Source organism: Gordonia sp. i37 (assembly GCF_002043085.1).
GTDB lineage: Bacteria > Actinomycetota > Actinomycetes > Mycobacteriales > Mycobacteriaceae > Gordonia > Gordonia polyisoprenivorans.
This window is the reverse complement of record NZ_MVPX01000069.1, coordinates 1-25782: the sequence shown is the minus strand read 5'-3', so window position 1 is coordinate 25782 and position 25782 is coordinate 1. Positions and strand designations below refer to the sequence as shown.

Genomic DNA, 25782 nt, shown 5'->3' with positions numbered 1-25782 from the left:
TGTTCCCATCACTTCGCTCCTGCGTGCAACGTCAGTGAGACCGTCGAGATGACGTGTTTGCCAAGGGAATTGGTACCCACCACCGACACGGTGACCGCGTCCTGATCGCATGCGGTCACCTCGCCGGTGAACGTCACCGAATCGTAGGCGTACCAGGGCACCCCCAACTTGAGGGTGATCTTGGTGATGCGGGCTGACGGGCCGGCCCAGTCGGTGACGAACCGTTCGACCAGTCCGGTGTCGGTGAGGATGTTGACGAAGATGTCCTTGGAGCCCTTGGCGTGCGCGAGATCCCGGTCGTGGTGCACGTCCTGGAAGTCGCGGGTGGCCAGCGCGCTGGCCACGACGAAGGTCGGGGTGGCCTCGATCGTCAACTCCGGCAACCTTGTTCCCACCTCCACGGCCGGTGCCGCCTCGATGGTCATGACCGCTCTCCGTTCTCACGCGGGGTGAAGGCGTAGAGCGCCCACGCCGGCGCACCGGTGTCGGGGTCGGCGGGGAAGTCGAGATAGGTTGTGGTGACCGGCATCCCGATTTGCACCGCATCGGGGTCCACGCCGCGCAGCTCGCCGAGCATGCGGACACCCTCGTCGAGTTCGACGAGCGCGACGACAAAGGGCAGGCCGCGTCCGGGGACCTTCGGCGCGCGGTGCACCACGTAGCTGTACACGGTTCCGAATCCGGTGGAGACCACATAGTCGGTGTCCGGGACGGTTCCGTCGGCTGCGCGGGGTTTCCAGGTCGCCGGGATCGGCGGATGCCGCAACGAGCCGTCGGCGACCTGCTGGATGCGCAGTTCGTGCGCCGCCACACCGTCCCAGAAGAACGCGGTGTCCCGGGACGGACTGGGCCGCAACATCTTCGCGGGGTCCAGATCCTCCGGGACCGTCGTAGTCTCCGGAACGGCTGGGCCGGCCGGCGGACGGAATTTGAGGATGCGGAAGTCCATCTCGGCGACCACCTCATCGCCGACCGACCAGGTGTTGCGGGTGGTGAAGAACCAGCCCTCGCCGAGCGCGGTGGTCTTGGGGCCGACGACGTCGACGAGTTCGGCCGACAGGCTCACCTCTTCACCGACCTCGACGTAACGGTGATAGGTGGTGTCGCAGTTGGTGGCGACGACCGAGGTGTAGCCGGCCTCGTCGAACAGTTCGCTGGCGCGCCCGAGCGGATCGTCGGCGCTGCGCACCCCGCGCAGTCCGCGCATCGTCCACACCTGCGCCATCGCCGGTGGTGCAACAATCCCCCGGTGGCCTGCGGCACGAGCCGCGTCTGCGTCGACGTAGATGGGGTTGTCGTCACCCATTGCCTCCACCCAGTTGCGGATCATGGGCAGGTTCACCGGATCCCGGCCGGCGACCGGTGCGCTCGGTCCGGCCGCCTTGATCTGTTCGGTGGCCTCGAGGATGGCCTCGCTCGTCTGGGCGGTCATCGCTTGGCCCTCGGCAATCCGAGTCCGGCGGTGGCGATCATGTCGCGCATCACCTCGTTGACGCCGCCACCGAAGGTGATGACCACGTTGCGTTTGGCCTGCACGTCGAGCCATCGCACAAGCTCGTCGGTGTCGGGGTCGGTGAGATCACCATGGCAAGTGAGGATCTCGTCGATCATGCGGTGGATGCCCTGCAGTCGTTCGGTCGCGAAGACCTTGGTGGCCGCGGCGTCGGCCATCGAGATGGCCTCACCGGTGGAGGCCACCTGCCAGTTGAGCAGTTCGTTGATCCGGGCGTAGGCGTCGATCCGGGCGAGCGTGCGACGGACGTCGGGGTACTCGGCGATCGGTGTGCCGTCGGCACCCGGACGCTGTGCCCAGCGCCGCACGCGCGCGGCCAGTCCCTCGACGCGTCCGGCGGGGCCGAGCATCACCCGCTCGTGGTTGAGCTGGGTGGTGATCAGCCGCCAGCCGCCGCCCTCCTCGCCGACACGCATCGAGACCGGCACCCGCACGTCGTTGTAGTACGTGGCGTTGACGTGATGCGCGCCGTCGGCGGTGATGATGGGCGTCCACGAGTAGCCGGGATCGGTGGTGTCGACGATGAGAATCGAGATGCCCTTGTGCTTGGGGGCATTCTTGTCGGTGCGTACCGCGAGCCAGATGTAGTCGGCGTCGTGGCCACCGGTGGTGAAGATCTTCTGCCCGTTGACGACGTAGTGGTCGCCGTCGAGCACTGCGGTGGTGGTCAACGACGCCAGGTCGGTGCCGGCCTCGGGCTCGGTGTAGCCGATCGCGAAATGCACGTCGCCGGAGAGGATCTTGGGTAGGAACAGGTCTTTCTGCTCCTCGGTGCCGTGTTCCTGCAGGGTCGGGCCGACCGTCTGCAGGGTCACCGCGGGCAGCGGGACGTCGGCACGGACCGCCTCGTTGGTGAAGATCTGTTGTTCGATCTCACCGAAACCCTTGCCGCCATACTCTTTGGGCCATCCGACGCCGAGCCACCCGTCGGTACCCATCTGCTTGATCACCTTGCGGTAGGTCTTGCCGTGCCGCTCGGTGAGCATGGTGTGTGCGTCGTCGGGACTGATCAGGTCGGAGAAGTATTCGCGCAGTTGCATTTTGAGAGCCCGTTGATCGGGCGTCAGGTCAATGAACATCGGTGGTCTCCTCGGCGTGCAGGCCCGCGAGCTCGTCGATCCGCGCCGACGGCCCCCCGACCAATCGGGCGAGGTCCTTGGCGATCGAGAAATACCGGTGCAGCGGATAGGTGACGTCGACGCCCAGTCCGCCGTGCAGGTGGATCATCGTGCGCAGGGTCGGGGGCAGCTCGTCGGCCATCCAGTAGGTGCCGATGGCCAGATCTTGTTGCGCATCAAGATCTTCCGACATCCGCCACGCCGCGGCGGTGGTCGCGAGGTTCATCGAGCGGCCGACGACGTAGACGTCGGCGAGTTGCTGACTGACCGCCTGGAACAGTGCGATGGGTTTGTCGAACTGGTGACGATTGGTGACGTGGTCGGCGGTCAGTCGGGTGGCGCCGGCGATCAGGCCGTCGGCATAGGTGCACAACGCGATCCGGTAGGCGTCACGCAACACCGCGAGGTCGGCGGTGAGCAGGTCGGCTGCGTCGACGGACACGTCGCCGAAACGCACCGTGTACTCACCCCAGCCGCTCGAGGACGGGGTGCGCACCAGCGACACGCCGGGTGCCTCCGTGCGTACCGCGACGACTCCGGCGTCGGCGCCGACGAGCAGCACCGTCGAACCCTCCGCGTGCAGGACTCCGGTCTTGACCCCGTTGAGCCGGCCATCGCGCAGCGTGGTCGCCGGGGCGTCGGTGAGCGCACCGCCGAGCTCGCCGAGTGCGACGGCGTGCCAGGCGCCCTCGGCGAGCGTGCCCGCCCATCGCTGCCGCGAGTCGAGGGTGCGCAGCACCAAAGCCGAGGTCAGTGATCCGATCGCGGGCACCACGGCCGCCGACTCCCCCAGCCGACGCAACAGCGGTGTCAACGCGAGGATGCCGAGATCGTCACCACCCAGCGACTCCGGCAGCGCCAGATGTCCGAGTCCGGCAGCGGTCATCTCGTCCCAGAGCGCGGTGTCGAAGCCGCCGACGGTGTCGGCGAACTTCGACTCCCAGACCGTGTCGTGTCGTGTGAGCACCTCGGCGGCGACGTCCCCGACGGCGATCGCCTCGCTATCGACGGCAAAGTCCACCCCGGCACCTCCTATCGCAAGAATTAGAACCTGTTCTAGTTGTATCAGATCAGGCGCGCGGGAGTCCGAGGATTCGCTCCGCCGCGGCCGTCTTGAGGATCTGGGTGGTGCCGCCCGCGATCGACAGGCACCGATTCTGCAACGCGAGATCCGAAGCGCCACCGGCCATCACCGCGTCGAGTCCCAGGAAATCGAGCGCGGCCTCGGGGACCGACTGCCGGTGGGCGACGCCGATCAGTTTGCGCACATTCGACAGCGCCCCTGGATCATGGCCGGCCAGGCGCCGGGTGACCGCACGTGCGTCGAGGACCCGACCGATGTGGGCGTCGGCGACGAGTCGGCCCAATCGTGCCTGCTCGGCGCGTTCGAGCGGCCGGGACATCCCGGAGATCTGGTGCAGCAGCGACTCCATCTCCTTGCCGAGCCCGGAACCACCCATCGCCACCCGCTCGTTCGCCAGGGTCGTGCGCGCCAGTCGCCACCCGCCGCCGACCTCACCGACCACGCAGTCGTCGGGGACGAACACCTCGTCGAGGAAGACCTCGTTGAAGTTCGCGCGACCCGTCAGCTCGCGCAGCGGCCGGATGTCGATGCCCGGCGAGGCCATGTCGACCAGGAAGTAGGTGATGCCCTTGTGCTTGGGGGTGTCACCATCGCCGGTGCGCGCCAAGCAGATTCCCCACTGCGCGTTGTGCGCCTGTGAGTTCCAGATCTTCTGTCCGGTCAGCATCCAGCCGCCGTCGGTCCGGGTGGCACGGGTGCGCAGCGAGGCGAGATCCGAGCCCGCCTCGGGTTCGCTGAACAGCTGACACCAGATGATGTCGCCGGCCAGCGTGGGCGCCACGAAACGGTCGCGTTGGGCGTCGGTACCGTGCTCGAGGATCGTCGGGATCGCCCAGGCCCCGATGACGAGGTCCGGCCGGACGACACCGGCGCGGTCGAACTCGGCGTCGATGAGCAGTTGGAGTGCGGGGTCGGCGCCGAGCCCGTGCGGCGGCGGCCAGTGCGGTGCCAGATAGCCGCTCTCGGCGAGAAGCCGACGTTGCTCCGATTCCGGTGCGGCGCGCACCTTTTCGGCCATCGCGCGGACCTCTGCTCGTTGGCTCTCGACGGCCGACAGGTCGATCTCGAACTCCCGCCGCCCGCCGTCGAGTCCACGCTGCGACAGCGAGATCCGCGCGGGAACACCGGCGTCGAGACGGGCGCGCGCGGTCATCGCCGACCGCAGATACAGATGCGCATCGTGCTCGAAGGTGAAGCCGATGCCGCCGAGGACCTGCACGCAGTCCTTGGTGACGGCGACGGGGAGGTCGGCGACCAGGATGTCGGCGACGTCGACGCTCAGCGACAACTGTTCGTCGGCGTCGGCAGCGGCGGAGTCGAGGGCGTTCGCGAGATCCCAGGCCGCGGCCTCGACCTGCTCGGTGCGGCACAGCATGTCGGCACAGATGTGTTTGATCGCCTGGAAGGAGCCGATCGCGACCCCGAACTGGGTGCGGACCTTGGCGTAGCCGACGGCGGTGTCGAGCGCCCAGCGGCACACCCCACTCGCGAAAGCGTTGCGCGCCAACGCCAGTACACCGTCGACGAGGGGCGAATCGGCGCACACGATCGGCGCATCCGGCTCGAGGCCCTCGATCGTGACGCGGGTGACCGGCGTGGCCCCGTCGACCGGGGGCTCGACGGTCCGCTCGCGCATCCCGTACGCAGGCGCGAGAATCCGCCATCCGTCGACGGTGGGCAGGAGCAGTACCGCTGCGTCGACGTATCCGGGGACCACCAGCTCGACCCGATCCCCGATGGATGGCAGCGGACCGTCGAAGACCGGGACGACTCCGGGAGCCTCACCTGCGACCACCGCGGCCAGCAGTTCCTCGGCCCGCGGGTCGTCGGTCATGGTGAGCGCGAGTGCGGTCGCCGCGGTCTCCCCGATCGGGCCGGGTATGAGGTCGCGGCCGCATTGCTCGAGCATGGCGGCGAGGTCGGTGAAGCCCGCGCCCAGACCACCCTTCGATTCGGGTAACACCGCGGCGAACAGCCCGAACTCGGCGAGTTGGTGGAACAATCCCAACCAGTCCTCGCCCGGTTTGTCGATCTGGGCGCGGGCGATGTCGGTGGTACCGACCCGTGCCGACCAGGCCGCGATGGCCTCGCAGACCGCGAGCTGTTCGGAGGACGTGGCGAGAGTCACGGGATTCCTTCGGTGTCGAAAGGTGACCAAGAACTAGAACCTGTTCTAATATGCCATGAGGGACGCGGGTTCGGTACCCACCTACTCGACCGCGCGGCCCACCACGACCCGACGACGTGAGGATGTCCGAGAGCACATGGCTGCATCTGACAACGCCGCAACCGCGACCGAAGCGGTCGCCGACACCGGCACAGGCGAATACGGGTCCGCGGCCCAGCGAGACCGACGACGTCGAATCCTCGACGCCACCCTGACGTTGGCGTCCAAGGGCGGCTACGACGCCGTCCAGATGCGGACCGTCGCCGAGAAGGCCGACGTCGCGGTCGGCACGCTCTACCGGTACTTCCCGTCCAAGGTGCACCTGCTGGTGACCTCGCTGGCGCGCGAACTCGCCCGCGTCGAGTCCCGGGTCGACCGGTCACAACTGCGCGGCGACAACGCGATCGAACGTCTGCGGCACGTCCTGGACATGATCACCTTCGCGATGCAGCGCGATCCGCTTCTCACCGAGGCGATGACCCGGGCGTTCATGTTCGCCGACGCGTCGGCGACCGCCGAGGTCGATCAGGTCGCCGGCATCATCGACCGACTACTCGCCGGCGCGATCGTCGACGAGGGAGAACCGGGCGAGGAGGATCTCGCCATCGCCCGCGTGCTCGCCGACGTGTGGATGTCGAACCTGGTGCAGTGGCTCACGCGCCGCGCGTCGGCGACCGATGTCACCAATCGCCTCGAACTGACCGTCCGACTACTCCTGAAGGATCGGGTGCCCCACTCATGAAGACCCGACTGACCTGCCCGTGCGGCGAGATGCTGCGCGGCACCACCGAAGACGAACTCGTCGACAACGTCCGCAAGCACCTGGCCGAGAATCACCCCGACCACGAGTACTCGCGCAACGAGATCCTGTTCATGGCCTACTAGGCGCCCACCGGCCCGACCTAGTTGCCGGCCGGCCGCTTCGCGAGATCGGCGGCGATCATCGGCCAGGTGTCGTGCAGGTCCTGTTCCCAGTAGGCCCACGAGTGAGTTCCGGTGGGGCGCAACATCACCTTGTTCTCGACGCCGAGCTCGTTCATCCGCTGGGCCATCTGCTCGGTGCACTGGTTCACCGCGGCCTCGATCACGCCGCCGAGGAGGATCTGGTTACCCAGGGTGACCGGATCACCGTCGATGAGTGGCGCATTGAGCTGATCGTTGGGACCCGGCAGACCGCTGCCGCTGGTCATGTACACCTTGGTGCCCTTGAGTTTTCCGGCGTTGACGTAGGGGTCGTTGGCCACCCATCCGGGACCGCCGGGTACACCCCACATGTTGACGATGTTGCCGTGGCCGCGATCGCCGACGACCATCCGGATGTACGCCAGCCCCAACGGGTCACTGGTGCGGGCGCACCCGCTGTAGGCGGCGACCGACTTGTACAACCCGGGGGCCGCGATCGCGAGATTGAGCACCGACGTGCCGGCCATCGAGATACCGGCGATGGCGTTCTCGCCCGTCGTGTCGAACTCCTTGTTGATCAGCGGCGGAAGCTCTTTGGTGAGGAAGGTCGTCCACTTGTTGCGCCCGAGTACCGGATCGTCCTTCTGCCAGTCGGTGTAATAGGAGAAGGCGCCGCCGATCGGCGTCACCACGTACACGTTCTTGTCGGCGAAGTACTGCATGTAGCTGGTCTTGGCGGCCCAGGTGGCCGAGTCCTCGCCGCCACCCGCACCGTTGAGCAGGTACAGCGTCGGCGCGGGCTTGCTCTTGTCCTTGGGCAGCAGGACCGTCACCGGGATCAGCTTGTCCATCGACGCCGAGTACACGATCGCGGTGACCTGCTGGGGCGAGTCGTGGACGAGGGTCTGGATCTTCGACGCATTCATCGGTGCCGGATTGGCGGGATTGGCCGGCTGGTCGGCGGTCGAGGTGGTCGACGTCGTCGTGGTGTTGGTCGAGGAATTGGGCGGCGCCGGATCGGTGTCGGCGATGCCGACGCCCGTGCCGGTGAGCGCGCCGACGGTCACGGCGGTCGACACCGCCGCCAGAACCCGCACCAAGCTCTTATGCACCATCAGCCCCTTCAATCACAACAGTCACAGTTTTCTCAGCTTAACGCCCCTAATCGGCGTCCCGGAAATCGCGGGAGCGGTCGTTAGCCAGTTGTGATGGTTCGCGTTCGGTCAACAATCCATGCGCGCACGTGCAAGTAATGCCGGCCGCCGATTTCGAGAATTGTGGCAGCAGTCACAACGACCGAGAGAGCGGAGACGCAATGACGGCAGTGAACATCGACGGCGAGGCCACCCACCTACCCGCGGGCACCGAGACGAGGCTTTTCATCGGAGGTGCCTGGCACACGGCCGCCGACGGTGAGACCTTCACCGACCTGAACCCGGCGACCGGTCGGCCGCTGGTCGACGTCGCCGCGGGTTCGGCCGCCGACATCGATGACGCGGTCCGCGCGGCCCGCGCCGCGCTGTCGGGCAGTTGGGCCGCCACCCCCGGCGCGGCCCGCGGCGCACTGCTCAACCGGGTGGCCGACCTCATCGAGCGTGATGCCGACATCCTGGCCCGTCTCGAGTCGCTCGACATCGGCAAGCCGATCGGCCAGCCGGCCATGCTCGACGTCCCCAACGCGGCGGCCACGTTCCGTCACTTCGCGGGCTGGGCCGACAAGATCACCGGTCAATCGATCCCCACCGCCGGCTACTTCGGGCGGCCGACGCACTCCTACACCGTGCGCGAGCCGGTCGGTGTGATCGGCGCGATCATCCCGTGGAACACCCCGCTGATGATCGCCGCATGGAAGCTCGCACCCGCCCTGGCGGCCGGGAACACCGTCGTGGTGAAGCCCCCGGAGGATGCACCGCTGTCGATCCTGCATCTGGCATCGCTACTCGCCGAGGCCGGACTGCCCGACGGTGTCGTCGGCGTCGTCCCCGGACTGGGCCAGGTGGCGGGTGAGGCGTTGACCGCGCATCCCGACGTCGACAAGATCAGCTTCACCGGAAGTCCGCGGGTGGGTCGCCACATCCTCAAGGTGGCCGCCGACACCTTCAAGCGCACCACGCTCGAACTCGGCGGCAAGTCACCGCAGATCATCCTCGCCGACGCTGACGTCGAGGCCGCGATCAACGGCACCGCGATGGGGCTGTTCTTCAATCAGGGCGAGGTGTGCGCCGCCGGAACCCGTGTGCTGGTGCATCGTTCGCACTACGACGCGGTGGTCGAGGGACTCGCCGGCGCCGCGGCCGCGCAGGTCCTCGGCGACCCGCTGGATCCGGCCACCACCATGGGTGCGTTGGTCAACGCGAAACAGCAGGCCACCGTGCTGGACTACATCGCGTCCGGCCGGTCCGAGGGGGCACGACTCGTCGCCGGTGGCGAGCGTGGCGGGGAGTCCGGATTCTTCGTGCAGCCCACCATCTTTGCCGACGCCACCAACGACATGCGGATCGCCCGCGAGGAGATCTTCGGGCCGGTCGGCACGGTGATCGCCTTCGACGAGTCGGACGAGGCGATCGCACTGGCCAACGACACCGATTACGGCCTCGCCGCCAGTATCTGGACATCGGATGTGGCTCAGGCGCATTCGCTTGCGGCGCGGGTACGGGCCGGAGCGGTCTGGGTCAACGGGTGGGCGGCGATCGACCCGGCGTTGCCCTGGGGCGGCATGAAGACCAGCGGTGTCGGCCGTGAGCTCGGGTGGGCGGGCATCGTCGCGAACACCGAGGAGAAGGTCGTCACCGTCGTTCTCTGAACAGACGGACCTTTGACGACCGCCCGAACATCGGACCACCGAAGTAACTTCACCGAAGACAAGGATCGATCATGAAGACACAAGCAGCAGTTCTGTGGGAGCCCGGTCAGGATTGGCAGATCGAGGAACTCGAGCTCGACGCGCCGAAGTACGGCGAGGTGAAGGTCGAGCTGGCGGCGTCGGGGATGTGCCATTCCGACGAGCACGTCCGCGACGGCAGCGTGCCCGTGGGGATGTATCCGTACATCGGCGGCCACGAGGGCGCCGGTGTGGTGACCGAGATCGGCCCGGGGGTGAAGTCCGTCGAGGTCGGCGACCACGTCGCCCTCGGTTTCATCCCGGCCTGCGGGCGGTGCCCGTCGTGCGCCAAGGGGATGTCGAGCATCTGTGATCTCGGCGCCAATCTGCTTGCCGGCGTGCAGCTCTCCGACGGCACTTCTCGCCATCACGTCAACGGCCAGGATGCGGGTCTGATGTGTCTGCTCGGCACCTTCGCACCGGTAACCGTGGTCAACGAGGCGTCGTGCGTCAAACTCACCAAGGACATCCCGCTCGACAAGGCCGCTCTCGTCGGGTGCGGTGTGACCACCGGTTGGGGCTCGTCGGTCTACGCGGCCGGCGTTTCCGCCGGTGAGACCGTCGTCGTATTGGGTATGGGCGGCGTAGGCTGTGGCGCGGTGCAGGGTGCAGCGCTGGCGGGTGCGCGGCACGTCGTGCTCGTCGATCCGTCGCCGTTCAAGCGGGATCAGGCCAAGATCTTCGGCGCCACGCACGCGGTCGCGAGCATCGAGGAGGCACAGGAACTCTTGCAGGAAATCACCTGGGGTCAGCTGGCCGACAAGGTGCTCATCACCGTCGACGTCGCACAGGGCGCCCTGGTGGCACCGGCGATGAGCCTGGTCGCCAAGGGTGGTGTGTGCGTGCAGGTCTCGGTAGGTGACCTGACCGCCACAGATGTCACGATGAGCCTGTTCGACCTCACCGCGATGCGCAAGACGTTCAAGGGAGCATGGTTCGGCAACGCCAACATCCGCTTCGACATCCCCCACCTGCTACGTCTGTACATGGAGGGGCGCCTCAAGCTCGACGAGATGATCACGCGCACATACACTCTCGACCAGGTCAACGACGGCTACGCCGCGATGCGCCGCGCCGAGAACGTGCGCGGGGTGATCATGTACTGACGTTGCGAACGCTGTCCGAGTTGGCAGACGCGGTGGGTGTACCACCCGCGTTTGCCAACTCGGGCAGCGTTTTTCATACAGTCGGTCAGTCCAGTCCGTGGATGCGGGCGTGGATGTGGGATGCCGGGGTACAGGATCAGCCGGCGGCGGGCAGGTGGGAGTCGCGGTATTGACGCGGGCTCATGCCGTAGGCGCTCTTGAAGATCCGGGAGAAGTGGGCGGCCTCGACGAGACCGTTGGCGGCACAGATCGCCCCGACGCTGCGGTGGATCTGCAGCGGGTCGGCCAGGTCGCGGCGGCATCGCTCCAGTCGCAGCCGACGGATGAATCCGGCGACGGTGTCGCCGTCCTGCGCGAAGAGCTTCTGCAGATAGCGCAGCGACACATGATGATGAGCCGCAACGGCTGCCGGTGTCAGGAACGGGTCACCGAGGTGCCCTTCGATGTACGTCCGCGCCGACATCAGCACAGTGTCCCCGGCACCGATGCCGGTGTCGGGCACCGCGGCACGCAGGCAGGCGCTGACGAGGTCGGCCACGGCATCGGTCACGAGGGACTGTGCGCGCATTCCCCGAGGCGCCATCGACTCCTCGCCCAGCGATTGTTCCCGCAGCGCACAGAGCATCGGACGCAGCAGAGCGCCCACACCGGTGCATGAGGTGATGGTGCGCGCCACACCGTCATCGAGTTCGGAGTCATTGATACGCAACGTCTCTCGCGGGATGACGGCGACCAGGATGTCGAACGAGTCGGCCAAGGCCAGCTCGTAACGTCGGCTCGTGTCGTAGACGGCCAGGTCCCCGGGTCCGAGTTCGGCCTCCCGCCCGGCCTGTGACACCGTCGAATGCCCCGACAACTGCAGCGCCACCTTGATCACGCCGGGGTCGGCCCGCCGGATCGTCGACGCGGTCCGGCGCACCCACGCCGACGCCCCGAGCACCTCCGACAGCTGGAGGTCCCCGAGTTCCCGGCTGGCGAGGCCGCCGCTGAATGCCGTGGGCGCGCCGACGAGCGGCGCGGCGTCCAACGGCACGAAGGCACTCGAGATCGCCTCCCGCCACACGTCGAACTCCAGATCGTGTGAGGCGGCGGTGCTCATGACATCAATCCTTGGGGCGGTTGTCGACCAATCGTTTCGCCTTGCCGGTCGATCGTTGGAGGGTCCCGGGCTCGGCGATCTCGACATCCACGGTAACCCCGATCCGATTCTTGATAGCCTTTCTCAGCGAATCGGCAGCAGGCTGCCAGTCCGAACCCGGTGCGTCGGGGCGGTATTCGACACGCACGGTCAGATTGTCCATGCGGCCGGGACGTTCGAGGACGCACTGGAATTGGGGCGCGAGTGCCGGCACGGTGAGGATCAGTTCCTCGATCTGCGTCGGGAACAGATTGACCCCGCGCAGGATGATCATGTCGTCGCATCGTCCGGTCACCTTCTGCATTCGTCGCACCGAACGCGCGGTGCCCGGCAGCAGTCGCGTCAGATCGCGGGTGCGGTACCGGATGATCGGCATCGCCTCCTTGGTCAGAGAGGTGAAGACGAGTTCCCCCTCCTCCCCGTCCGGCAGCACCTCACCGGTCATCGGGTCGACGATCTCGGGATAGAAGTGGTCCTCCCAGATGTGCAGTCCGTCTTTGGTTTCCACGCACTCCTGCGCGACACCGGGCCCCATCACCTCCGACAGTCCGTAGATGTCGACGGCGTCCATCCCCACCTGGGTCTCGAGTTCACGCCGCATCTGCTCGGTCCACGGCTCGGCACCGAACACGCCGACGCGCAACGACGTCGACGATGGATCGATGCCCTTGGCGATCATCGCATCGACGATGGTCAACATGTACGACGGCGTGACCATGATGGCATCGGGGGCGAAGTCCTCGATCAGCTGGATCTGGCGATCGGTCATGCCGCCGGACATCGGGATCACCGTGCAGCCCAGACGCTCTGCGCCGTAGTGTGCGCCCAGCCCACCGGTGAACAGACCGTAGCCGTAGGCGACGTGGACCTTGTCCGACGGCCGAACCCCCGCCGCCCGCAGGCTGCGGGCCACCAGATCGGCCCAGTTGTTCAGATCGTTCGCGGTGTAACCGACGACGGTGGGACGGCCCGTTGTTCCCGATGAGGCGTGAATCCGCGACACCTGCTCCTGCGGTACCGCGAACATCCCGAACGGATAGTTGTCGCGCAGATCGGCTTTCGCCGTGAACGGGAACAACGACAGATCCGAGAGTTCCTTCAGATCGCTCGGATGAACCCCCTTCTCGTCGAAAGCTTTCCGGTAATGCGCGACGTTGTCGTAGGCGTGGTGCAAGGACCACTTGAGACGCGAGAGCTGCAGATCGGCGATCCGGTCGCGACTCGCGTATTCGATGGCGACGGTCTCCGAGCCGCCGGCGGCGCTGGGGAGGGTGCTGGTCATGGTGGACTCCAGGCGTGAGAGGGAGGACGGTGTCAGGCGTCGAAATCGACGGTCACGGACTCGGTTACGGGATAGGACTGGCAGGTGAGGACGAACCCGGCGGCCACCTCGGACTCCTCGAGGGCATAGTTACGTCGCATGTCGACCTCCCCACAGGTGATCTTGGCGCGGCAGGTTCCGCACACCCCGCCCTTGCAGGCGAACGGCAGGTCCGAGCGCAGGTTCTCCCCCGCGTCGAGGATGCTCTCGTCCCGAGAGAGCGAACCGGCAACCGAACGTCCGTCGAGGACGATGTTCACCTCGCTGGTGGGCCCCGAGATCCCCGGCTCCCGATGCCGATCCGGTGGCGGCGGCGTTGCCTCGACGTAGAAGAGTTCGTGGTGGATACGGTCCCTGGCGATGTCACGGGCCAGGAGCACCTCCTCGGCCGCCTCGACCATGCCGAGCGGGCCGCACAACCAGAAGTGGTCCATGTCGCCGGTCGGTACGACGGTGGTGAGGATCTCCTCGAGACGATCACGATCGAGTCGCCCGCTGAACAATTCGGCCTCGCGCGGCTCGCGGGAGAGCACGTGGATCACGTCGAACCGCGGACCGTGGGCGTCCTTGAGATCGGCGATGTCCTCGGCGAACATCACCGACCGGGTCTTGCGGTTGGCGTAGATCAGCGTCACCTCGGCGTCGGGAGTCGCCAGCATCGACGCAGCGATCGACAGTATCGGGGTGATGCCCGAGCCGGCCGCGATCAACAGGTGCCGCCCGCCCGAATCCGGGTTCGCCTGAAACGATCCCGATGGCGGCTGCACCTCGATGCGATCGCCGGGACGCACCTGATGGACGAGCCAGCTCGAGAACAGTCCCCCATTGACCTCACGAACACCCACCCGCGGCGCGGCGCCCGCGGGCGCGCAGATCGAGTAGGTGCGCCGGTGTTCGGTCCCGTCGACCGTTCGCCGCAACGTGAGGGACTGTCCGGGCCGAAAGGTGAAGGTGTCCCGCAGATCCGGCGGAACGTCGAACCGGACGGCGACGGCGTCGTCACACAGGGATTCGACGTCGGCAACGGTCAGGCGGTGGAAGTCGCGGTTGCGCGACGGACCGGTGACCGGAACGGCGGTGGTCTCGACGGTTGCGGTCACGGTCAGATCTCCTTGACGTGATCGAACGGCTCGGCACACGCCAGACACTGGTAGTGGGCTTTGCACAGGGTGGCACCGAACTCCGAGATCAGTTGCGTACGAGTCGAACCACACTGGGGGCACGCCACCTCGCGCGGGCGCGCGGTCAACGTCAGCGGGATCGGCCCGGACGGCCGCAGCGGAGCAGCACTCGGTGGCGAGTAGCCGGCCTCGACGAGCTTGGCGCGCCCTTCGTCGGTGATCCAGTCGGTGCTCCACGCCGGGGTGAGGCTGGTCCGGATCGTGACGTCGGCAAATCCGTGACGCTGCAGTGCCGCGGTGATGTCGTCGCGAATCGTGGCCATCGCCGGGCAGCCCGAGTAGGTCGGGGTGATCGTGACGGTCACCGCGCCGGGATCGTCGAGCCGGACCTCGCGGATGATCCCGAGGTCGGCGAGGGTGACCATCGGCATCTCCGGGTCGAGAATCGATTCCACGATCTCACGCGCGGATCGGGTTGCGAGTGTCTGCATCTCACCACACCCCTTCGGAGTGGCGACGGGCCACGCTCTGCATCTCGGCGAGCAGCAATCCCATGTGCTCGGTGTGCAGACCGTCACGCCCGGCGCGGCCCCCGACCCGTCCGATGTGCGGTCCGTCGGGGATCTCGACCTCGGCGGCGTGACAGACCTGGCCCACGATGTCGTCGAATTCGCTTCGCACGCAAGCGGGATCGACCGCGACGCCGACGACGGCGAGTGCGAGTTCCTCGGATGCCGGGACGAACAGCTCGTCGACGTAGGGCCACACCCGCGACAGCGCGTCGAGCAGACGGCGTCGTGACTCCGCGGTGCCGCACCCGAGGGTGACCACCCAGCGGGCCGCGTAATCACGGTGATAGGTCAGCTCTTTGACGCCCTTGTCGGCGACCGCGGCCAGCACCGGATCCCGTGAGGTGCGCAGTCTGTCGAACAGGGCCAGTCGCCAGGTCGAGAACACCAGCAGCCGGACGAGCGAGACCGCGAAGTCGCCGTTGGCGATCTCGACGAGATGCACGTTGCGGAACGACGACTCGTCCCGGAAGAAGGCCAGTGCGTCTTCGGCGGGCACCGGCGTGGTCTCGGAGATGTGGGGTACCACAGCCGGATCGGCGGCCGCGGCGCGGGCGAGCAGGAGCCGCGCCGCACCGAGGAGGTCGAGTCCGATGTTCGCCAGCGCCACCTCTTCCTCGAGTTCGGGTGCGTGGGTGCACCATTGGGCGAGTCGCTGAGCACTGATCAGCGCGTCGTCGCCGAGCATCAGGCAGTAGGCGGCCAGCGCGGCGTGGTCGACGTCGTCGGGGACGGTGGTGTCGACGCCGGCGAGCGGATCGTCGAAGCTGGTGCCGAAGGCCCACTGGCCGTGCGAATCCTCGTCGACGAGGCCCTCGTAGGCGTTGTCATGATCGGTCATGTCGTCGTCCTCTCACATGTGGGGGACGTTGTCGGGGATGTCGTAGAACGTGGGATGCCGGTACACCTTGTCGCCGCTCGGGGCGAAGAAGGGGTCCTTCTCCGACGGACTGGTGGCGACGATGTCGGCCGAGCGCACCACCCAAATACTGACGCCCTCGTTGCGGCGGGTGTACACGTCGCGCGCATGCCGCAAGGCCATCTGGTCGTCGGCGGCGTGCAGCGACCCGACGTGCACGTGGTTCAGCCCACGCTTGCCGCGCACGAACACCTCGTACAGCGGCCATTCCGCCTTGATGTCACTCATCGGTGGTTCTCCTGTTCCCGTGCGGCGAAAGCCGTTGCCGCGTCCCGCACCCAGGCGCCGTCCTCGTGTGCGGCGCGGCGGACGGCGATCCGTTCGACGTTCATCGCACCGTTGCCCTTGACGACCTCGGTGAATTCACTCCAGTCGGGTTCGCCGAAGTCGTAGTGTCCGCGTTCGGCATTCCACGCCAGATCCGGGTCGGGGAAGCTCACGCCGAGGGCCTCGGCCTGCGGGACGCTCATGTCGACGAACTTCTGGCGCAGCTCGTCGTTGCTGTGCCGCTTGATACCCCACGCCATCGACTGCTCGCTGTTGGGCGAACGGTCATCGGGCGGACCGAACATCATCAGCGCCGGCCACCAGAACCGGTCGACGGATTCCTGGACCATCGCGCGCTGCTCGTCGGTGCCACCCATCATTGTGGTGAGCAGCTCATAACCCTGCCGCTGATGGAAGGACTCCTCCTTGCACACGCGGATCATCGCCCGGGCGTACGGTCCGAAAGAGCTGCGGCACAACGGTACCTGGTTGCAGATGGCCGCGCCGTCGACCAGCCACCCGATGGTCCCGACGTCGGCGTAGGTCAGCGTCGGGTAGTTGAAGATCGAGGAGTACTTCTGCCGCCCGGAGATGAGTTTGTCGGTGAGGTCGGCGCGATCGGCGCCCAGTGTCTCGGCGGCCGAGTACAGGTAGAGGCCGTGGCCGGCCTCGTCCTGCACCTTGGCCATCAATATCGCCTTGCGCCGCAACGACGGAGCCCTGGTCAGCCAGTTTCCCTCGGGCTGCATGCCGATGATCTCCGAATGCGCGTGCTGGGCGATCTGCCGGATCAGCGTCTTGCGGTAGCCCTCGGGCATCCAGTCACGCGGTTCGATGCGCGCCTCGGCGGCGATGGTCGCGTCGAACGACTGCTGAAGCTCGGATTGCTGTAGTTGCGTGTCGGTCATCGTTCCTGCTCTCTCAGCGACCGCTGAACTCGGGCGTGCGCTTGTCGAGGAATGCCTCGACGGCGGCGGCGTGGTCGGCGGTCGCCCCGAGGTGACGTTGTGCGTCGTACTCACGGTCCAGCGCTTCGCTCAGTCCGACGGCGCCGGCCCCGACCAGGCCCTTGATCCGGCGGAACGCCTCGGTGGGTCCGTCGGCGAGGTGACGAGCCAGATCCACTGCGGCGGAATCGAAATCGGAATCGTCAACGACGCGATGCACAAGTCCCCAATCGAGGGCCTGCGCGGCGTCGATGCGATCGCCGAGCATCAGCAGTCCGGTGGCGCGGCTACTGCCGAGCATGGAGACCAGATGATGCGAGAGGCCCGAGTCACTCGCCAGACCGATGCCCGCGAATGCGGTGGCGAACGTGGCGTTCTGCGAGGCGATCCGGATGTCGGCGGTCAGCGCGATCCCGAATCCCGCACCGACGCAGGCACCGCGGACGGCCGCGATCACCGGCACCTCGATGCCCGCGAGCGCCCGGATGACCGGGTTGTAGTGGTCGGCGACGGTGTCCATCGCATGCTCGGGCGACTTCTTCAGTTCGGCGACGTGATCGCCGAGATCCTGTCCGACGCAGAAGTTCTTGCCCTCGGCCGCCAGCAATACCGCACGTACCGTGCGATCACCCGCGACCTTCTCGATCGCCTGGCGCAGCGCCGTCTTGGTCTCGACGTCGAGCGCGTTGTGGGCGCGCGGGCGCGCCAGCGTGATGGTGGCGAGTCCGTCGGTGATCTCCAGTGTCGCTGTCATCTGTCAGCCTTCCAATCGTAGAAGCCACGGCCGGACTTGCGACCGAGTTCACCGCGGGCAACCTTGTCGCGCAGCAGTTGTGGCGGTTCGAATCGCGCCCCGAGGGTCGCGGCGAGGTGGTCGGCGACGGCCAACCGCACGTCGAGTCCGACGAGATCGGTCGACCGGAGCGGACCCATCGGGTGCCGATAGCCCAATTCCATGGCGCGGTCGATGGATTCGGCGTCGGCAACGCCTTCTTCGACCATCCGGATGGCTTCGAGACCCAGGTGGACCCCGAGCCGGCTCGTGGCGAATCCCGGGGAGTCGTTGACGACGATCGCCGTCTTGCCGAGGGCGTCGACCCATCCGCGGACGGCGTCGACGGTGCTCTGGGCGGTGGTGCCGGCCCACACGATCTCGACGAGTTCGGAGACCGGCACCGGATTGAAGAAGTGCATGCCGACGAATCGTGACGGGTCGGACAGTGCCGCACCGAGTTCGGTGATCGACAGGGAGCTCGTGTTGGAGGCGATGACGGTGGTGGCGGCCGCCGTCTCGGCGACCTGCGCGAGAACGTCGAGTTTGAGCGAGACGTTCTCGGGAACCGCCTCGACGACCAGACCGAGATCCGTCGGCAACGCGCGAGGTTCACCGACGGTGTGCACCCGTGTCAGAACCTCGTCGGGTGCCCGTCCCCCCAATTGGCCGCGGTCCGCGGCGCGTTGCAGACCGGTCGCGACACGACTGCGGGCTCCCTCCTGGTCGAGCGAGTCCGCGATGGTCACCGTGACACCGCGCTCGGCGAAGACCTGCGCGATGCCCGCGCCCATCCGTCCGCCACCGACGACGCCGACGGTTGCCGGGAGATCGCCGCCAGAAGTGCTGCTGTTCATGACTTCTTCTCCAGGAATGCGGCCATGCGGTCGGTCTTGTCGGGTCCTTCGAAGAGCACGGCCTGTGCGATGTCGTCGGCCCACGGGTGATGCCCGGGGGCGTCGATGACGGTCTTCGACAGGCGCAGCGCCAGCGCCGACTGCGCGACGATGCGATCGATGACGGTCTCGGCCGCGGCGAACGGGTCGTCGGCGACCTCCATGACCAGGCCGTGCCGGAGCGCCTGCTCGGCGTCGAGTCGCGCGCCGGCGAGCAGGATCTGTTTGGCGACCGAGATGCCGACGAGTTGCGGGAGGCGGTAGCTCGCGCCGGCCGCGGCGAGGATGCCCAGAGCGGGCTCCGGGTTGCCGAACACCGCATCCGGTGCGGCGATGCGGATGTCGCAGGCATAGGCGAGTTCGGCACCACCACCGAGCGCGTAACCCTCGACGACGGCGACAGTGGGAAGCGCGAGCGCCGCGATCCGGTCGAACAGGGTGCGATTGATCCCGGCCAGGGCATCGTCGCGGGTACGTCGGGCGAGCTGTGCGAGGTCGGCGCCGCCCGCGAAGTTGCGTCCGGCCCCGCACAGCAGCACCGGTTTGGGCGCCCGCTCGACGATCGCACACACCCGGTGCAGTTCGGCGATCATCTCGCCGGTGATCGCGTTGCGACGCTCCGGACGGTTCAGCGTGACCCGGTAGCGATCACCGTCGTCGGAGATCACCACGTGGTCGAGATCGACGGGTCGCGTGTCGGTGGTCACCGCACCGGCCATGATTGGCCCTCCTCACACTGTGGACCCCTCCATTAATAACCGACCTTTTGGTCGGTTGCAACCCCTTGCCCACCCCGGACGCCACTCCGCGGACTCTTTGCCATCATGAGATCCATGACCACAGCGAAACCGGCCAAGCGCACGGGCCGCCCGGGGCGCCCCGGTTACGACCTCGACTCGCTGCTCGCGGTCGCGGTCAAGGTGTTCAACGAGAAGGGGTACGACGGCACCAGCATGGATGTGCTCGCCGACCGGCTCGGGATCAGCAAGTCGTCGATCTATCACCACGTCTCGGGCAAGCAGGAACTCCTCGAGCTGGCTCTCGGGCGTGCACTCGGAGCACTCTTTGCCGCCACCACCGAGGCCGGCACGACTGAGGGCCGGCACATCGATCGGCTGGAATACCTGGTCAGGCGCAGTGTGGAGATCCTGGCCGCCGAACTCCCCTACGTCACGCTGCTGCTGCGGGTACGTGGCAACTCGGTCGTCGAGCGCCGGGCACTGGCCCGTCGACGCGAGTTCGACGAGTTCGTCGGCAACCTCGTCATCGGCGCCGCCGAGGAGGGCGATGTCTCGCCGGAGGTCGACCCGGCGCTGGTGGCGCGGCTGCTGTTCGGCACGGTCAACTCGCTCATCGAGTGGTACCGGCCCCGCGTCGGGGTCAGCGTCGACGAACTCGCCGACGCCGTGGTCGCGATGACGTTCGACGGACTGCGCCGCCGGCGCTGACACCGCCACCCCTTGACACGGAACCAACGTCCCGGCGATGGTAATTACCGACCGAATGGACGGTAGAGGGAGCTGGGCTGTGAGCCGATTGTTGGAAAGCTGGACACAAGGACGCTGGTACGCCGCGCCCGACGAGGGCACGCCGTTGCTCGACGCCGTCGACGGATCGGAGGTGGCGCGGATCTCGGCGACCGGTGTCGATCGCGCCGCGATGGTCGAATATGCACGCACCGTCGGCAGAGAGGCGCTGGCCTCGCTGACCTTCCACGAGCGGGCCGGGTTGCTCAAACAACTGGGCCTCACCCTCATGGCGGGCAAGGACGAGTTCTATGAACTCTCCCGCAAGACCGGCGCCACCGACCGCGACAGCGCCGTCGACATCGACGGCGGATTCGGGACCGTCCTGAGTTACGCGAGCAAGACACGACGGGAATTGCCCAACGACACCGTCTATCTCGACGGCCCGGTCGAGCCGCTCGGCAAGAATGGCACCTTCCTCGGCCAGCACCTCTACACCTCGCGACGCGGGGTTGCGGTGCAGATCAATGCCTTCAACTTCCCGGTGTGGGGTTTCCTGGAGAAGCTGGCCCCGGCGTTCATCGCCGGCGTGCCCACGATCGTCAAACCCGCCAGTGCCACTGCCTATCTCACCGAACTCGTGGTCCGCCGCATCGTCGAGAGCGGCATCCTGCCCGAGGGATCGGTGCAACTACTGTGCGGAAGCGCGGGCGATCTGCTCGACCATCTCGACGGACAGGATTCGGTGGCGTTCACCGGCTCGGCCGACACCGCCGCCGTGCTGCGCGCCCATCCGACGGTGGTGGCATCCGGGTTGCACTTCACCGCCGAGGCGGACTCACTCAACGCATCGATCCTCGGCGCCGACATCGGTGTCGACGATCCCGAATTCGAGCTGTACGTACGGCAACTCGTCACCGAGATGACCGTCAAGGCCGGGCAGAAATGCACCGCGATCCGGCGCGCACTGGTCCCCGAGCCGCTCGTCGACGCCGTAGTCGAGGCCGCGTCGACGAGACTGGCCGTGATCCGCGTCGGCAATCCCGCCGCCCCCGACGTCCGGATGGGCGCCCTCGCGAGCATCGACCAGCGCGACGAGGTCCTGAAATCACTTCGCGGACTGACCAAGTCGGCCGACATCGTCTTCGGCGACCCCGACCACGTCGAGCTCGTCGACGCCGAGCGGTCAAAAGGCGCATTTCTCTCGCCGATCCTGTTGCGCGCCAACGACAGCTGGGCGCCGGAGATCCACGACATCGAGGCCTTCGGCCCAGTGTCGACGGTCATCGGCTACCGCGACACCGACGACGCCATCGCCCTCGCCGCCCGCGGCCGTGGATCGCTGGTCGCCTCATTGGTGACCGCCGATACCGATGTCGCGGCGACCGTCGTGCGCGGCATCGCCGCCTACCACGGTCGCATTCTGGTGCTCAACGCCGAGGATGCCGCCGAATCCACCGGCCACGGCTCACCGCTGCCGGTCCTGGTGCACGGCGGCCCCGGCCGCGCGGGTGGCGGGGAGGAACTCGGCGGCATCCGCGGCGTGCTCCACCACATGCAGTGCACCGCGGTGCAGGGCACACCGAACATCCTCACCGCGATCGGACGGCGTTGGGTCAGCGGCGCCGACCGCGTGCACACCGACGTGCACCCGTTCCGGAAGAATCTGTCGCAGTTGCAGATCGGTGACACCATCGTCGGTGGGCCGCGTCAGGTGACGCGCGCCGACATCGACCACTTCGCCGAATTCACCGGCGACACCTTCTATGCACACACCGACCCGGAGGCTGCCGCGGCCAACCCCCTCTTCGGCGGCATCGTCGCCCACGGATACCTGGTGGTGTCGCTGGCCGCGGGCCTGTTCGTCGATCCGGCACCGGGCCCGGTGCTGGCCAACTTCGGTGTCGACGGATTGCGATTCCTCACCCCGGTCAAAGCCGAGGACAGCCTCATCGTCACGTTGACGGCCAAACAGATCACGCCGCGCCAGAGCGCCGATTACGGTGAGGTGCGCTGGGATGCCGTCGTCACCAATCAGAACGACGACCCGGTGGCGACCTACGACGTGCTCACGCTCGTCGCCAAAGCCGAAAAGGAGTAATCGACATGACCGTTCGCGTTGCCGTCTGCTATGGACAACCCGCCGACCCCGCCGCGTTCGACGACTACTACGAGCGGGTGCACATCCCGCTCGCGAATGCGATCCCGGGCCTGACCGAGTACACCTATGCCAAGGTGTCGACGCTCGACGGCTCCGAGCCGCCGTACTATTCGGTCGCGAGCCTGTACTTCGCCGACGACGACTCGTTGAAGGCCGGCCTGGGGTCTCCCGAGATGGCCGCCGCCGCAGGTGATGTGCCCAACTTCGCCACCGGTGGGGTCACCATGTTCACCCACGCCGAGACCTCGGTGCGTCCGTGACGTCGGTTCCCGACGAGGTCACCGACCACGCGATCGCGCGGCGGATGTTCGCCGAGGACAACGCGTCTCGCGCGCTCGGCATCGAGCTCCTCGAGCTCGGTGCCGGGTGGGCGCGGATGTCGATGCGCATAGCAGCACAGATGGTCAACGGCCACGGCATCACCCACGGCGGCTATGTGTTTCTCCTCGCCGACACCGCGTTCGCGGTCGCCTGCAACAGCGGTGACGACGCTGCGGTGGCCGCCCGCTGCGATATCCGCTTCCTACGTCCCACCCACGCCGGTGACCTGCTCGTCGCCGACGCCCGCGAGGTAGCGGGCTTCGGGCGCAATGGGATCTACGATGTCACCGTCACCTGCGGCGAGCAGGTGGTCGCCGAATTCCGCGGTGACAGCCGCACCATCGCCCGCCCCTGAGCCACGCGCCGGCCGGTCTCAGACGCGGACGACGATCTTCCCGCGCACATGGCCGGACTCGCTGCGCTCGTGCGCGGCGGCGGCATCGGCCAGGTCGAACACCTCGGCGATCTCGGGAGTCAGGGCACCCGTCTCGCCGAGTCGGGCGAGTTCTGCAAGATCGGTGGCGTCGGGCCGCACCCAGACGTACTGGCCACCGAACTCGTCTCGCGCCCGCGCATCGGTGATGGAGGCGACGGTGCCGCCCGCGCGCAACACCTCCGGCACCGAGTCCAGCGCGTCACCGCCGACATAGTCGAGAACCGCGTCCACACCTCGGGGTTCGAGCGCGCATACCCGCTCGGCCAGGCCCTGTCCGTAGGTGACGGGTTCGGCACCGAGGCGTCGGAGGAAGTCGTGATTGGCGGCCGACGCCGTGCCGATCACCCGGGCGCCCATCGACCGCGCGATCTGCACGGCAAACGAGCCGACACCGCCGGCGGCGGCGTGGACGAGCACCGTGTGCCCCGATCGCACGCCCGCGCGCCGAATCGTCTGGTACGCGGTAAGCCCGGCGAGCGGAACGGCCGCTGCGTCTTCGAACGACCACCCGGCCGGCTTGCGGGCGAGGGTTCGTACCGGCGCGGCGACGAATTCGGCGAGCGTTCCGCCCGCCACCTCCCCACCGACGACGTCTTTGCGGACGTAGCCGAACACCTCGTCGCCGACCTCGAATTCCGGTGTGTCCAAGCCCACTTGCTCGACGACACCGGCGACATCCCATCCCGGGACGACCGGGAACACGGTGTCGAGGACCTCGGCGAGGTAGCCCTGGCGAACCTTCCAGTCCACGGGATTGACACTCGAAGCGCGCACGCGCACGAGGACGGAGTCGGGTCCGACGTGAGGTGTCGGGAGATCGCGCAGCGTCAGGACATCGGAGCCGCCGAAGCGGTCATAGGTGATTGCTCGCATGGTCGCTGCAACGGGCTCCCCGATCGATTGATTCCGTGGGTTGTCGACCGCTCTGACAGTATTCGGGAAAACCGATGCAATGCACCGATTAATACCGCTGTACAGATTCAACAGCTTCACGCGATCCTTGATCCGACGCACGAGACATTGGGCGAACGTTGGAGGTTGGCAGTGGAGAACGAGCAGATCGACGTGGTCATCGTCGGTGCCGGGCAGGCCGGTATCGCCATGAGTGAACACCTCGGCGCGCAGGGAATCGAGCACCTGGTGCTCGAGCGTGATCGCGTCGCCGAGCGCTGGCGCTCGTGGCGGTGGGACTCCCTCGTCGCCAACGGGCCGGCGTGGCACGACCGCTTCCCGAACATGCAATTCGATGCCGACCCCGATTCCTTCGTCGGAAAGGACGGCGTCGCCGACTATCTCGCAGCCTACGCCTCGATGATCTCCGCGCCCATCCGCACCGGTGTCGAGGTGATCTCGGTCCGACGACACAACGGCCGCTCGGGTTTTCGTGTCGAAACGAGCGAGGGCACCATCGACGCCCGCTTCGTCGTCTCGGCAACCGGGGCCTTCCAGAAGCCCGTCATCCCGCCGCTGGTACCCGCCGATTCGGCACTGCACCAGATCCATTCGAGTTCCTATCACCGGCCACAGCAGCTACCCGACGGCGCGGTACTCGTCGTCGGTGCCGGCTCGTCGGGTGTGCAGATCGCCGACGAGCTCCGCGAATCGGGGCGTACGGTTTATCTTGCGGTCGGACCGCACGACCGTCCCCCGCGCAGCTATCGCGGCCGTGACTTCTGTTGGTGGCTCGGCGTTCTCGGCAAGTGGGACATGGCCGTTCCGCCCGCCGGGGCCGAGCATGTCACGATCGCCGTCAGCGGCGCTCACGGCGGACACACCGTCGATTTCCGCAGCCTCGCCGCCGATGGCATCACCCTGCTCGGACGTGCGGAGGCCGTCGTCGACGGAGTCATGACCTTTGCCGACGACCTGCGCGCCAACATCGAGGCCGGTGACGCCAACTACCTGTCGATGCTCGACGAGGCCGACGCCCACATCGCCCGCAACGGACTCGATCTGCCCGAGGAACCGCAGGCCCGGGTCATCGGACCCGATCCGGCCTGCGTCACCACACCGGTCCGATCACTCGACCTGGCGGCGCATTCGGTGGCCTCCATCGTGTGGGCCACCGGCTTCGCCTACGACTACGACTGGCTACAGGTCGCGGCCCTCGACGAACTCGGTCGGCCGCGGCATCAGCGCGGTGTCTCCAGCGAGCCCGGCGTGTATTTCCTCGGGCTGCCATGGCTGTCGCGACGCGGATCGAGCTTCATCTGGGGTGTCTGGCACGACGCCAAGTATCTCGCCGATCAGATCGCCATCCAGCGCGGTTACCTCGCCTACGAAGCGCCCGCTCTCGCCGCACGCTGAGCCCCGGCACCTGACAGCCGAAAGGATTCTCTCCATGAGCGCCGCACCCTCCCGCGGGGTCACCCACACCCGGATCCGTCCGTTCAACACCCGCGACACCTATCCCGAGCAGAACCTCGACAACGATCTGTGCCAGGCCGTCGTCGCAGGCGGCGTGGTGTACCTGCGCGGTCAGATCGGACAAGACCTCGACACGCGCGAGTCGATCGGCATCGGCGATGTCGAGGCACAGGCCGACAAGGCCATGGCCAACATCGCGATGCTGCTCGACGAGTCGGGGAGTTCGCTGCGCGACATCGTCAAGGTCACCGTGTATCTCACCGACATCCGGTTTCGCGAGACCGTGTACCGCGTGATGGGCCGATGGCT

General features: G+C 67.2%; 27 protein-coding genes. 10 read left to right on the top strand and 17 right to left on the bottom strand.

The annotated features are described in order from the left end of the window. Positions 1-8: 8 nt before the first annotated feature. The 5 genes from B1964_RS02860 to B1964_RS02840 are packed head-to-tail and all read right to left on the bottom strand — an operon-like array spanning position 9 to position 5843. Complete coding sequence (locus B1964_RS02860) at positions 9-425, bottom strand: MaoC family dehydratase (RefSeq protein WP_079928731.1); 417 nt, start codon at positions 423-425, stop codon at positions 9-11. After that, positions 422-1432, bottom strand: a complete 1011-nt coding sequence (locus B1964_RS02855; protein WP_079928730.1) for an OB-fold domain-containing protein — start codon at positions 1430-1432, stop codon at positions 422-424. The genes B1964_RS02860 and B1964_RS02855 overlap by 4 nt, the downstream gene beginning before the upstream one ends. Further along, complete coding sequence (locus B1964_RS02850; protein WP_079928729.1) at positions 1429-2592, bottom strand: acyl-CoA dehydrogenase family protein; 1164 nt, start codon at positions 2590-2592, stop codon at positions 1429-1431. The genes B1964_RS02855 and B1964_RS02850 overlap by 4 nt, the downstream gene beginning before the upstream one ends. Further along, positions 2582-3652: an acyl-CoA dehydrogenase family protein gene (locus B1964_RS02845; RefSeq protein ID WP_079928728.1), complete on the bottom strand. Its 1071-nt coding sequence runs from the start codon at positions 3650-3652 to the stop codon at positions 2582-2584. Before B1964_RS02845 ends, B1964_RS02850 begins: the two co-directional genes overlap by 11 nt. 49 nt (positions 3653-3701) lie before the next feature. Further along, positions 3702-5843, bottom strand: coding sequence for an acyl-CoA dehydrogenase (locus tag B1964_RS02840; protein WP_079928727.1), 2142 nt, complete (start codon positions 5841-5843; stop codon positions 3702-3704). Positions 5844-5979: 136 nt separating this feature from the next. Between B1964_RS02840 and kstR the strand changes: the two genes are divergently transcribed. Both kstR and B1964_RS02830 read left to right on the top strand, forming a co-directional pair. Further along, positions 5980-6624, top strand: coding sequence for a cholesterol catabolism transcriptional regulator KstR (gene kstR, locus B1964_RS02835; RefSeq protein WP_006369770.1), 645 nt, complete (start codon positions 5980-5982; stop codon positions 6622-6624). Then, on the top strand, positions 6621-6767 hold the full coding sequence (locus B1964_RS02830; RefSeq protein WP_006369769.1) for a DUF1059 domain-containing protein: 147 nt from the start codon (positions 6621-6623) through the stop codon (positions 6765-6767). Before kstR ends, B1964_RS02830 begins: the two co-directional genes overlap by 4 nt. A gap of 17 nt (positions 6768-6784) precedes the next feature. Here the strand turns inward: B1964_RS02830 and B1964_RS02825 are convergent, their stop codons facing one another. After that, on the bottom strand, positions 6785-7900 hold the full coding sequence (locus tag B1964_RS02825; RefSeq protein ID WP_079928726.1) for an alpha/beta hydrolase family protein: 1116 nt from the start codon (positions 7898-7900) through the stop codon (positions 6785-6787). 200 nt (positions 7901-8100) lie between these two features. On the opposite strand from B1964_RS02825, the gene styD reads away from it, so the two are divergent. Then, entirely contained in the window at positions 8101-9588 is a 1488-nt protein-coding gene (gene styD, locus B1964_RS02820; RefSeq protein ID WP_079928744.1) for a phenylacetaldehyde dehydrogenase StyD, read from the top strand. Between the two features lie 71 nt (positions 9589-9659). After that, positions 9660-10772, top strand: a complete 1113-nt coding sequence (locus B1964_RS02815) for an NDMA-dependent alcohol dehydrogenase (RefSeq protein ID WP_006369766.1) — start codon at positions 9660-9662, stop codon at positions 10770-10772. 136 nt (positions 10773-10908) lie between these two features. On the opposite strand, the gene B1964_RS02810 is transcribed toward B1964_RS02815, so the two are convergent. Genes B1964_RS02810 through B1964_RS02765 form a run of 10 tightly spaced genes read right to left on the bottom strand, consistent with a single transcriptional unit; the run spans position 10909 to position 19441 of the window. Then, positions 10909-11871: a helix-turn-helix domain-containing protein gene (locus B1964_RS02810; RefSeq protein ID WP_079928725.1), complete on the bottom strand. Its 963-nt coding sequence runs from the start codon at positions 11869-11871 to the stop codon at positions 10909-10911. 4 nt (positions 11872-11875) lie between these two features. Continuing rightward, complete coding sequence (paaK, locus tag B1964_RS02805) at positions 11876-13192, bottom strand: phenylacetate--CoA ligase PaaK (protein WP_079928724.1); 1317 nt, start codon at positions 13190-13192, stop codon at positions 11876-11878. A 32-nt stretch (positions 13193-13224) separates the two neighbouring features. Beyond that, a complete protein-coding gene (paaE, locus tag B1964_RS02800) occupies positions 13225-14331 on the bottom strand; it encodes a 1,2-phenylacetyl-CoA epoxidase subunit PaaE (protein ID WP_079928723.1) in 1107 nt (368 codons plus the stop codon). Positions 14332-14333: 2 nt separating this feature from the next. Next, complete coding sequence (paaD, locus tag B1964_RS02795; protein ID WP_014361423.1) at positions 14334-14843, bottom strand: 1,2-phenylacetyl-CoA epoxidase subunit PaaD; 510 nt, start codon at positions 14841-14843, stop codon at positions 14334-14336. Between the two features lies 1 nt (position 14844). Then, positions 14845-15762, bottom strand: coding sequence for a 1,2-phenylacetyl-CoA epoxidase subunit PaaC (gene paaC / locus B1964_RS02790; protein ID WP_079928722.1), 918 nt, complete (start codon positions 15760-15762; stop codon positions 14845-14847). A gap of 12 nt (positions 15763-15774) precedes the next feature. Next, entirely contained in the window at positions 15775-16068 is a 294-nt protein-coding gene (paaB, locus tag B1964_RS02785) for a 1,2-phenylacetyl-CoA epoxidase subunit PaaB (protein WP_006369755.1), read from the bottom strand. Further along, positions 16065-17015 carry a 1,2-phenylacetyl-CoA epoxidase subunit PaaA gene (paaA, locus tag B1964_RS02780; protein ID WP_006369754.1) on the bottom strand — a complete coding sequence of 317 codons (951 nt, stop codon included), beginning with the start codon at positions 17013-17015 and terminating at the stop codon, positions 16065-16067. The genes paaB and paaA overlap by 4 nt, the downstream gene beginning before the upstream one ends. Before the next feature lie 13 nt (positions 17016-17028). After that, positions 17029-17808, bottom strand: a complete 780-nt coding sequence (locus B1964_RS02775) for an enoyl-CoA hydratase-related protein (protein ID WP_079928721.1) — start codon at positions 17806-17808, stop codon at positions 17029-17031. Next, positions 17805-18683 carry a 3-hydroxyacyl-CoA dehydrogenase family protein gene (locus B1964_RS02770; RefSeq protein WP_079928720.1) on the bottom strand — a complete coding sequence of 293 codons (879 nt, stop codon included), beginning with the start codon at positions 18681-18683 and terminating at the stop codon, positions 17805-17807. The genes B1964_RS02775 and B1964_RS02770 overlap by 4 nt, the downstream gene beginning before the upstream one ends. Beyond that, the gene (locus B1964_RS02765; protein ID WP_079928719.1) at positions 18680-19441 is read right to left on the bottom strand and encodes an enoyl-CoA hydratase/isomerase family protein; all 762 of its coding nucleotides are present in this window, start codon (positions 19439-19441) and stop codon (positions 18680-18682) included. The genes B1964_RS02770 and B1964_RS02765 overlap by 4 nt, the downstream gene beginning before the upstream one ends. A gap of 114 nt (positions 19442-19555) precedes the next feature. Here B1964_RS02765 and B1964_RS02760 point away from each other — a divergent pair, with 114 nt between their 5' ends. The 4 genes from B1964_RS02760 (at position 19556) to paaI (ending at position 23025) form a co-directional block, all read left to right on the top strand. Further along, on the top strand, positions 19556-20170 hold the full coding sequence (locus tag B1964_RS02760; protein ID WP_014361429.1) for a TetR/AcrR family transcriptional regulator: 615 nt from the start codon (positions 19556-19558) through the stop codon (positions 20168-20170). Positions 20171-20249: 79 nt separating this feature from the next. After that, positions 20250-22289 carry a phenylacetic acid degradation bifunctional protein PaaZ gene (paaZ, locus tag B1964_RS02755; RefSeq protein ID WP_079928718.1) on the top strand — a complete coding sequence of 680 codons (2040 nt, stop codon included), beginning with the start codon at positions 20250-20252 and terminating at the stop codon, positions 22287-22289. Between the two features lie 5 nt (positions 22290-22294). After that, complete coding sequence (locus B1964_RS02750) at positions 22295-22609, top strand: EthD family reductase (protein ID WP_079928717.1); 315 nt, start codon at positions 22295-22297, stop codon at positions 22607-22609. Between the two features lie 44 nt (positions 22610-22653). Continuing rightward, positions 22654-23025, top strand: coding sequence for a hydroxyphenylacetyl-CoA thioesterase PaaI (gene paaI, locus B1964_RS02745; RefSeq protein WP_172398733.1), 372 nt, complete (start codon positions 22654-22656; stop codon positions 23023-23025). Positions 23026-23043: 18 nt separating this feature from the next. On the opposite strand, the gene B1964_RS02740 is transcribed toward paaI, so the two are convergent. After that, positions 23044-23979 carry an NADP-dependent oxidoreductase gene (locus B1964_RS02740; RefSeq protein ID WP_079928715.1) on the bottom strand — a complete coding sequence of 312 codons (936 nt, stop codon included), beginning with the start codon at positions 23977-23979 and terminating at the stop codon, positions 23044-23046. 171 nt (positions 23980-24150) lie between these two features. Here B1964_RS02740 and B1964_RS02735 point away from each other — a divergent pair, with 171 nt between their 5' ends. Together B1964_RS02735 and B1964_RS02730 are read left to right on the top strand one after the other, a co-directional pair. Next, a complete protein-coding gene (locus tag B1964_RS02735) occupies positions 24151-25413 on the top strand; it encodes an NAD(P)/FAD-dependent oxidoreductase (protein WP_079928714.1) in 1263 nt (420 codons plus the stop codon). 34 nt (positions 25414-25447) lie between these two features. Further along, positions 25448-25782 (top strand): RidA family protein (locus tag B1964_RS02730; protein WP_079928713.1); only part of this gene is annotated, 335 nt, incomplete at its 3' end.

What these genes read in the sequence shown, in the direction of transcription:
- paaA (WP_006369754.1), bottom strand. Translation starts at nt 17,015, where the DNA reads ATGACCGACACGCAACTACAGCAATCCGAGCTTCAGCAGTCGTTCGAC.
- B1964_RS02860 (WP_079928731.1), bottom strand. Translation starts at nt 425, where the DNA reads ATGACCATCGAGGCGGCACCGGCCGTGGAGGTGGGAACAAGGTTGCCG.
- paaD (WP_014361423.1), bottom strand. Translation starts at nt 14,843, where the DNA reads ATGCAGACACTCGCAACCCGATCCGCGCGTGAGATCGTGGAATCGATT.
- B1964_RS02775 (WP_079928721.1), bottom strand. Translation starts at nt 17,808, where the DNA reads ATGACAGCGACACTGGAGATCACCGACGGACTCGCCACCATCACGCTG.
- B1964_RS02765 (WP_079928719.1), bottom strand. Translation starts at nt 19,441, where the DNA reads ATGGCCGGTGCGGTGACCACCGACACGCGACCCGTCGATCTCGACCAC.
- B1964_RS02770 (WP_079928720.1), bottom strand. Translation starts at nt 18,683, where the DNA reads ATGAACAGCAGCACTTCTGGCGGCGATCTCCCGGCAACCGTCGGCGTC.
- B1964_RS02740 (WP_079928715.1), bottom strand. Translation starts at nt 23,979, where the DNA reads ATGCGAGCAATCACCTATGACCGCTTCGGCGGCTCCGATGTCCTGACG.
- B1964_RS02810 (WP_079928725.1), bottom strand. Translation starts at nt 11,871, where the DNA reads ATGAGCACCGCCGCCTCACACGATCTGGAGTTCGACGTGTGGCGGGAG.
- B1964_RS02830 (WP_006369769.1), top strand. Translation starts at nt 6,621, where the DNA reads ATGAAGACCCGACTGACCTGCCCGTGCGGCGAGATGCTGCGCGGCACC.
- B1964_RS02750 (WP_079928717.1), top strand. Translation starts at nt 22,295, where the DNA reads ATGACCGTTCGCGTTGCCGTCTGCTATGGACAACCCGCCGACCCCGCC.
- B1964_RS02850 (WP_079928729.1), bottom strand. Translation starts at nt 2,592, where the DNA reads ATGTTCATTGACCTGACGCCCGATCAACGGGCTCTCAAAATGCAACTG.
- B1964_RS02815 (WP_006369766.1), top strand. Translation starts at nt 9,660, where the DNA reads ATGAAGACACAAGCAGCAGTTCTGTGGGAGCCCGGTCAGGATTGGCAG.
- paaC (WP_079928722.1), bottom strand. Translation starts at nt 15,762, where the DNA reads ATGACCGATCATGACAACGCCTACGAGGGCCTCGTCGACGAGGATTCG.
- paaB (WP_006369755.1), bottom strand. Translation starts at nt 16,068, where the DNA reads ATGAGTGACATCAAGGCGGAATGGCCGCTGTACGAGGTGTTCGTGCGC.
- styD (WP_079928744.1), top strand. Translation starts at nt 8,101, where the DNA reads ATGACGGCAGTGAACATCGACGGCGAGGCCACCCACCTACCCGCGGGC.
- B1964_RS02760 (WP_014361429.1), top strand. Translation starts at nt 19,556, where the DNA reads ATGACCACAGCGAAACCGGCCAAGCGCACGGGCCGCCCGGGGCGCCCC.
- paaK (WP_079928724.1), bottom strand. Translation starts at nt 13,192, where the DNA reads ATGACCAGCACCCTCCCCAGCGCCGCCGGCGGCTCGGAGACCGTCGCC.
- paaI (WP_172398733.1), top strand. Translation starts at nt 22,654, where the DNA reads ATGTTCGCCGAGGACAACGCGTCTCGCGCGCTCGGCATCGAGCTCCTC.
- B1964_RS02855 (WP_079928730.1), bottom strand. Translation starts at nt 1,432, where the DNA reads ATGACCGCCCAGACGAGCGAGGCCATCCTCGAGGCCACCGAACAGATC.
- B1964_RS02825 (WP_079928726.1), bottom strand. Translation starts at nt 7,900, where the DNA reads ATGGTGCATAAGAGCTTGGTGCGGGTTCTGGCGGCGGTGTCGACCGCC.
- kstR (WP_006369770.1), top strand. Translation starts at nt 5,980, where the DNA reads ATGGCTGCATCTGACAACGCCGCAACCGCGACCGAAGCGGTCGCCGAC.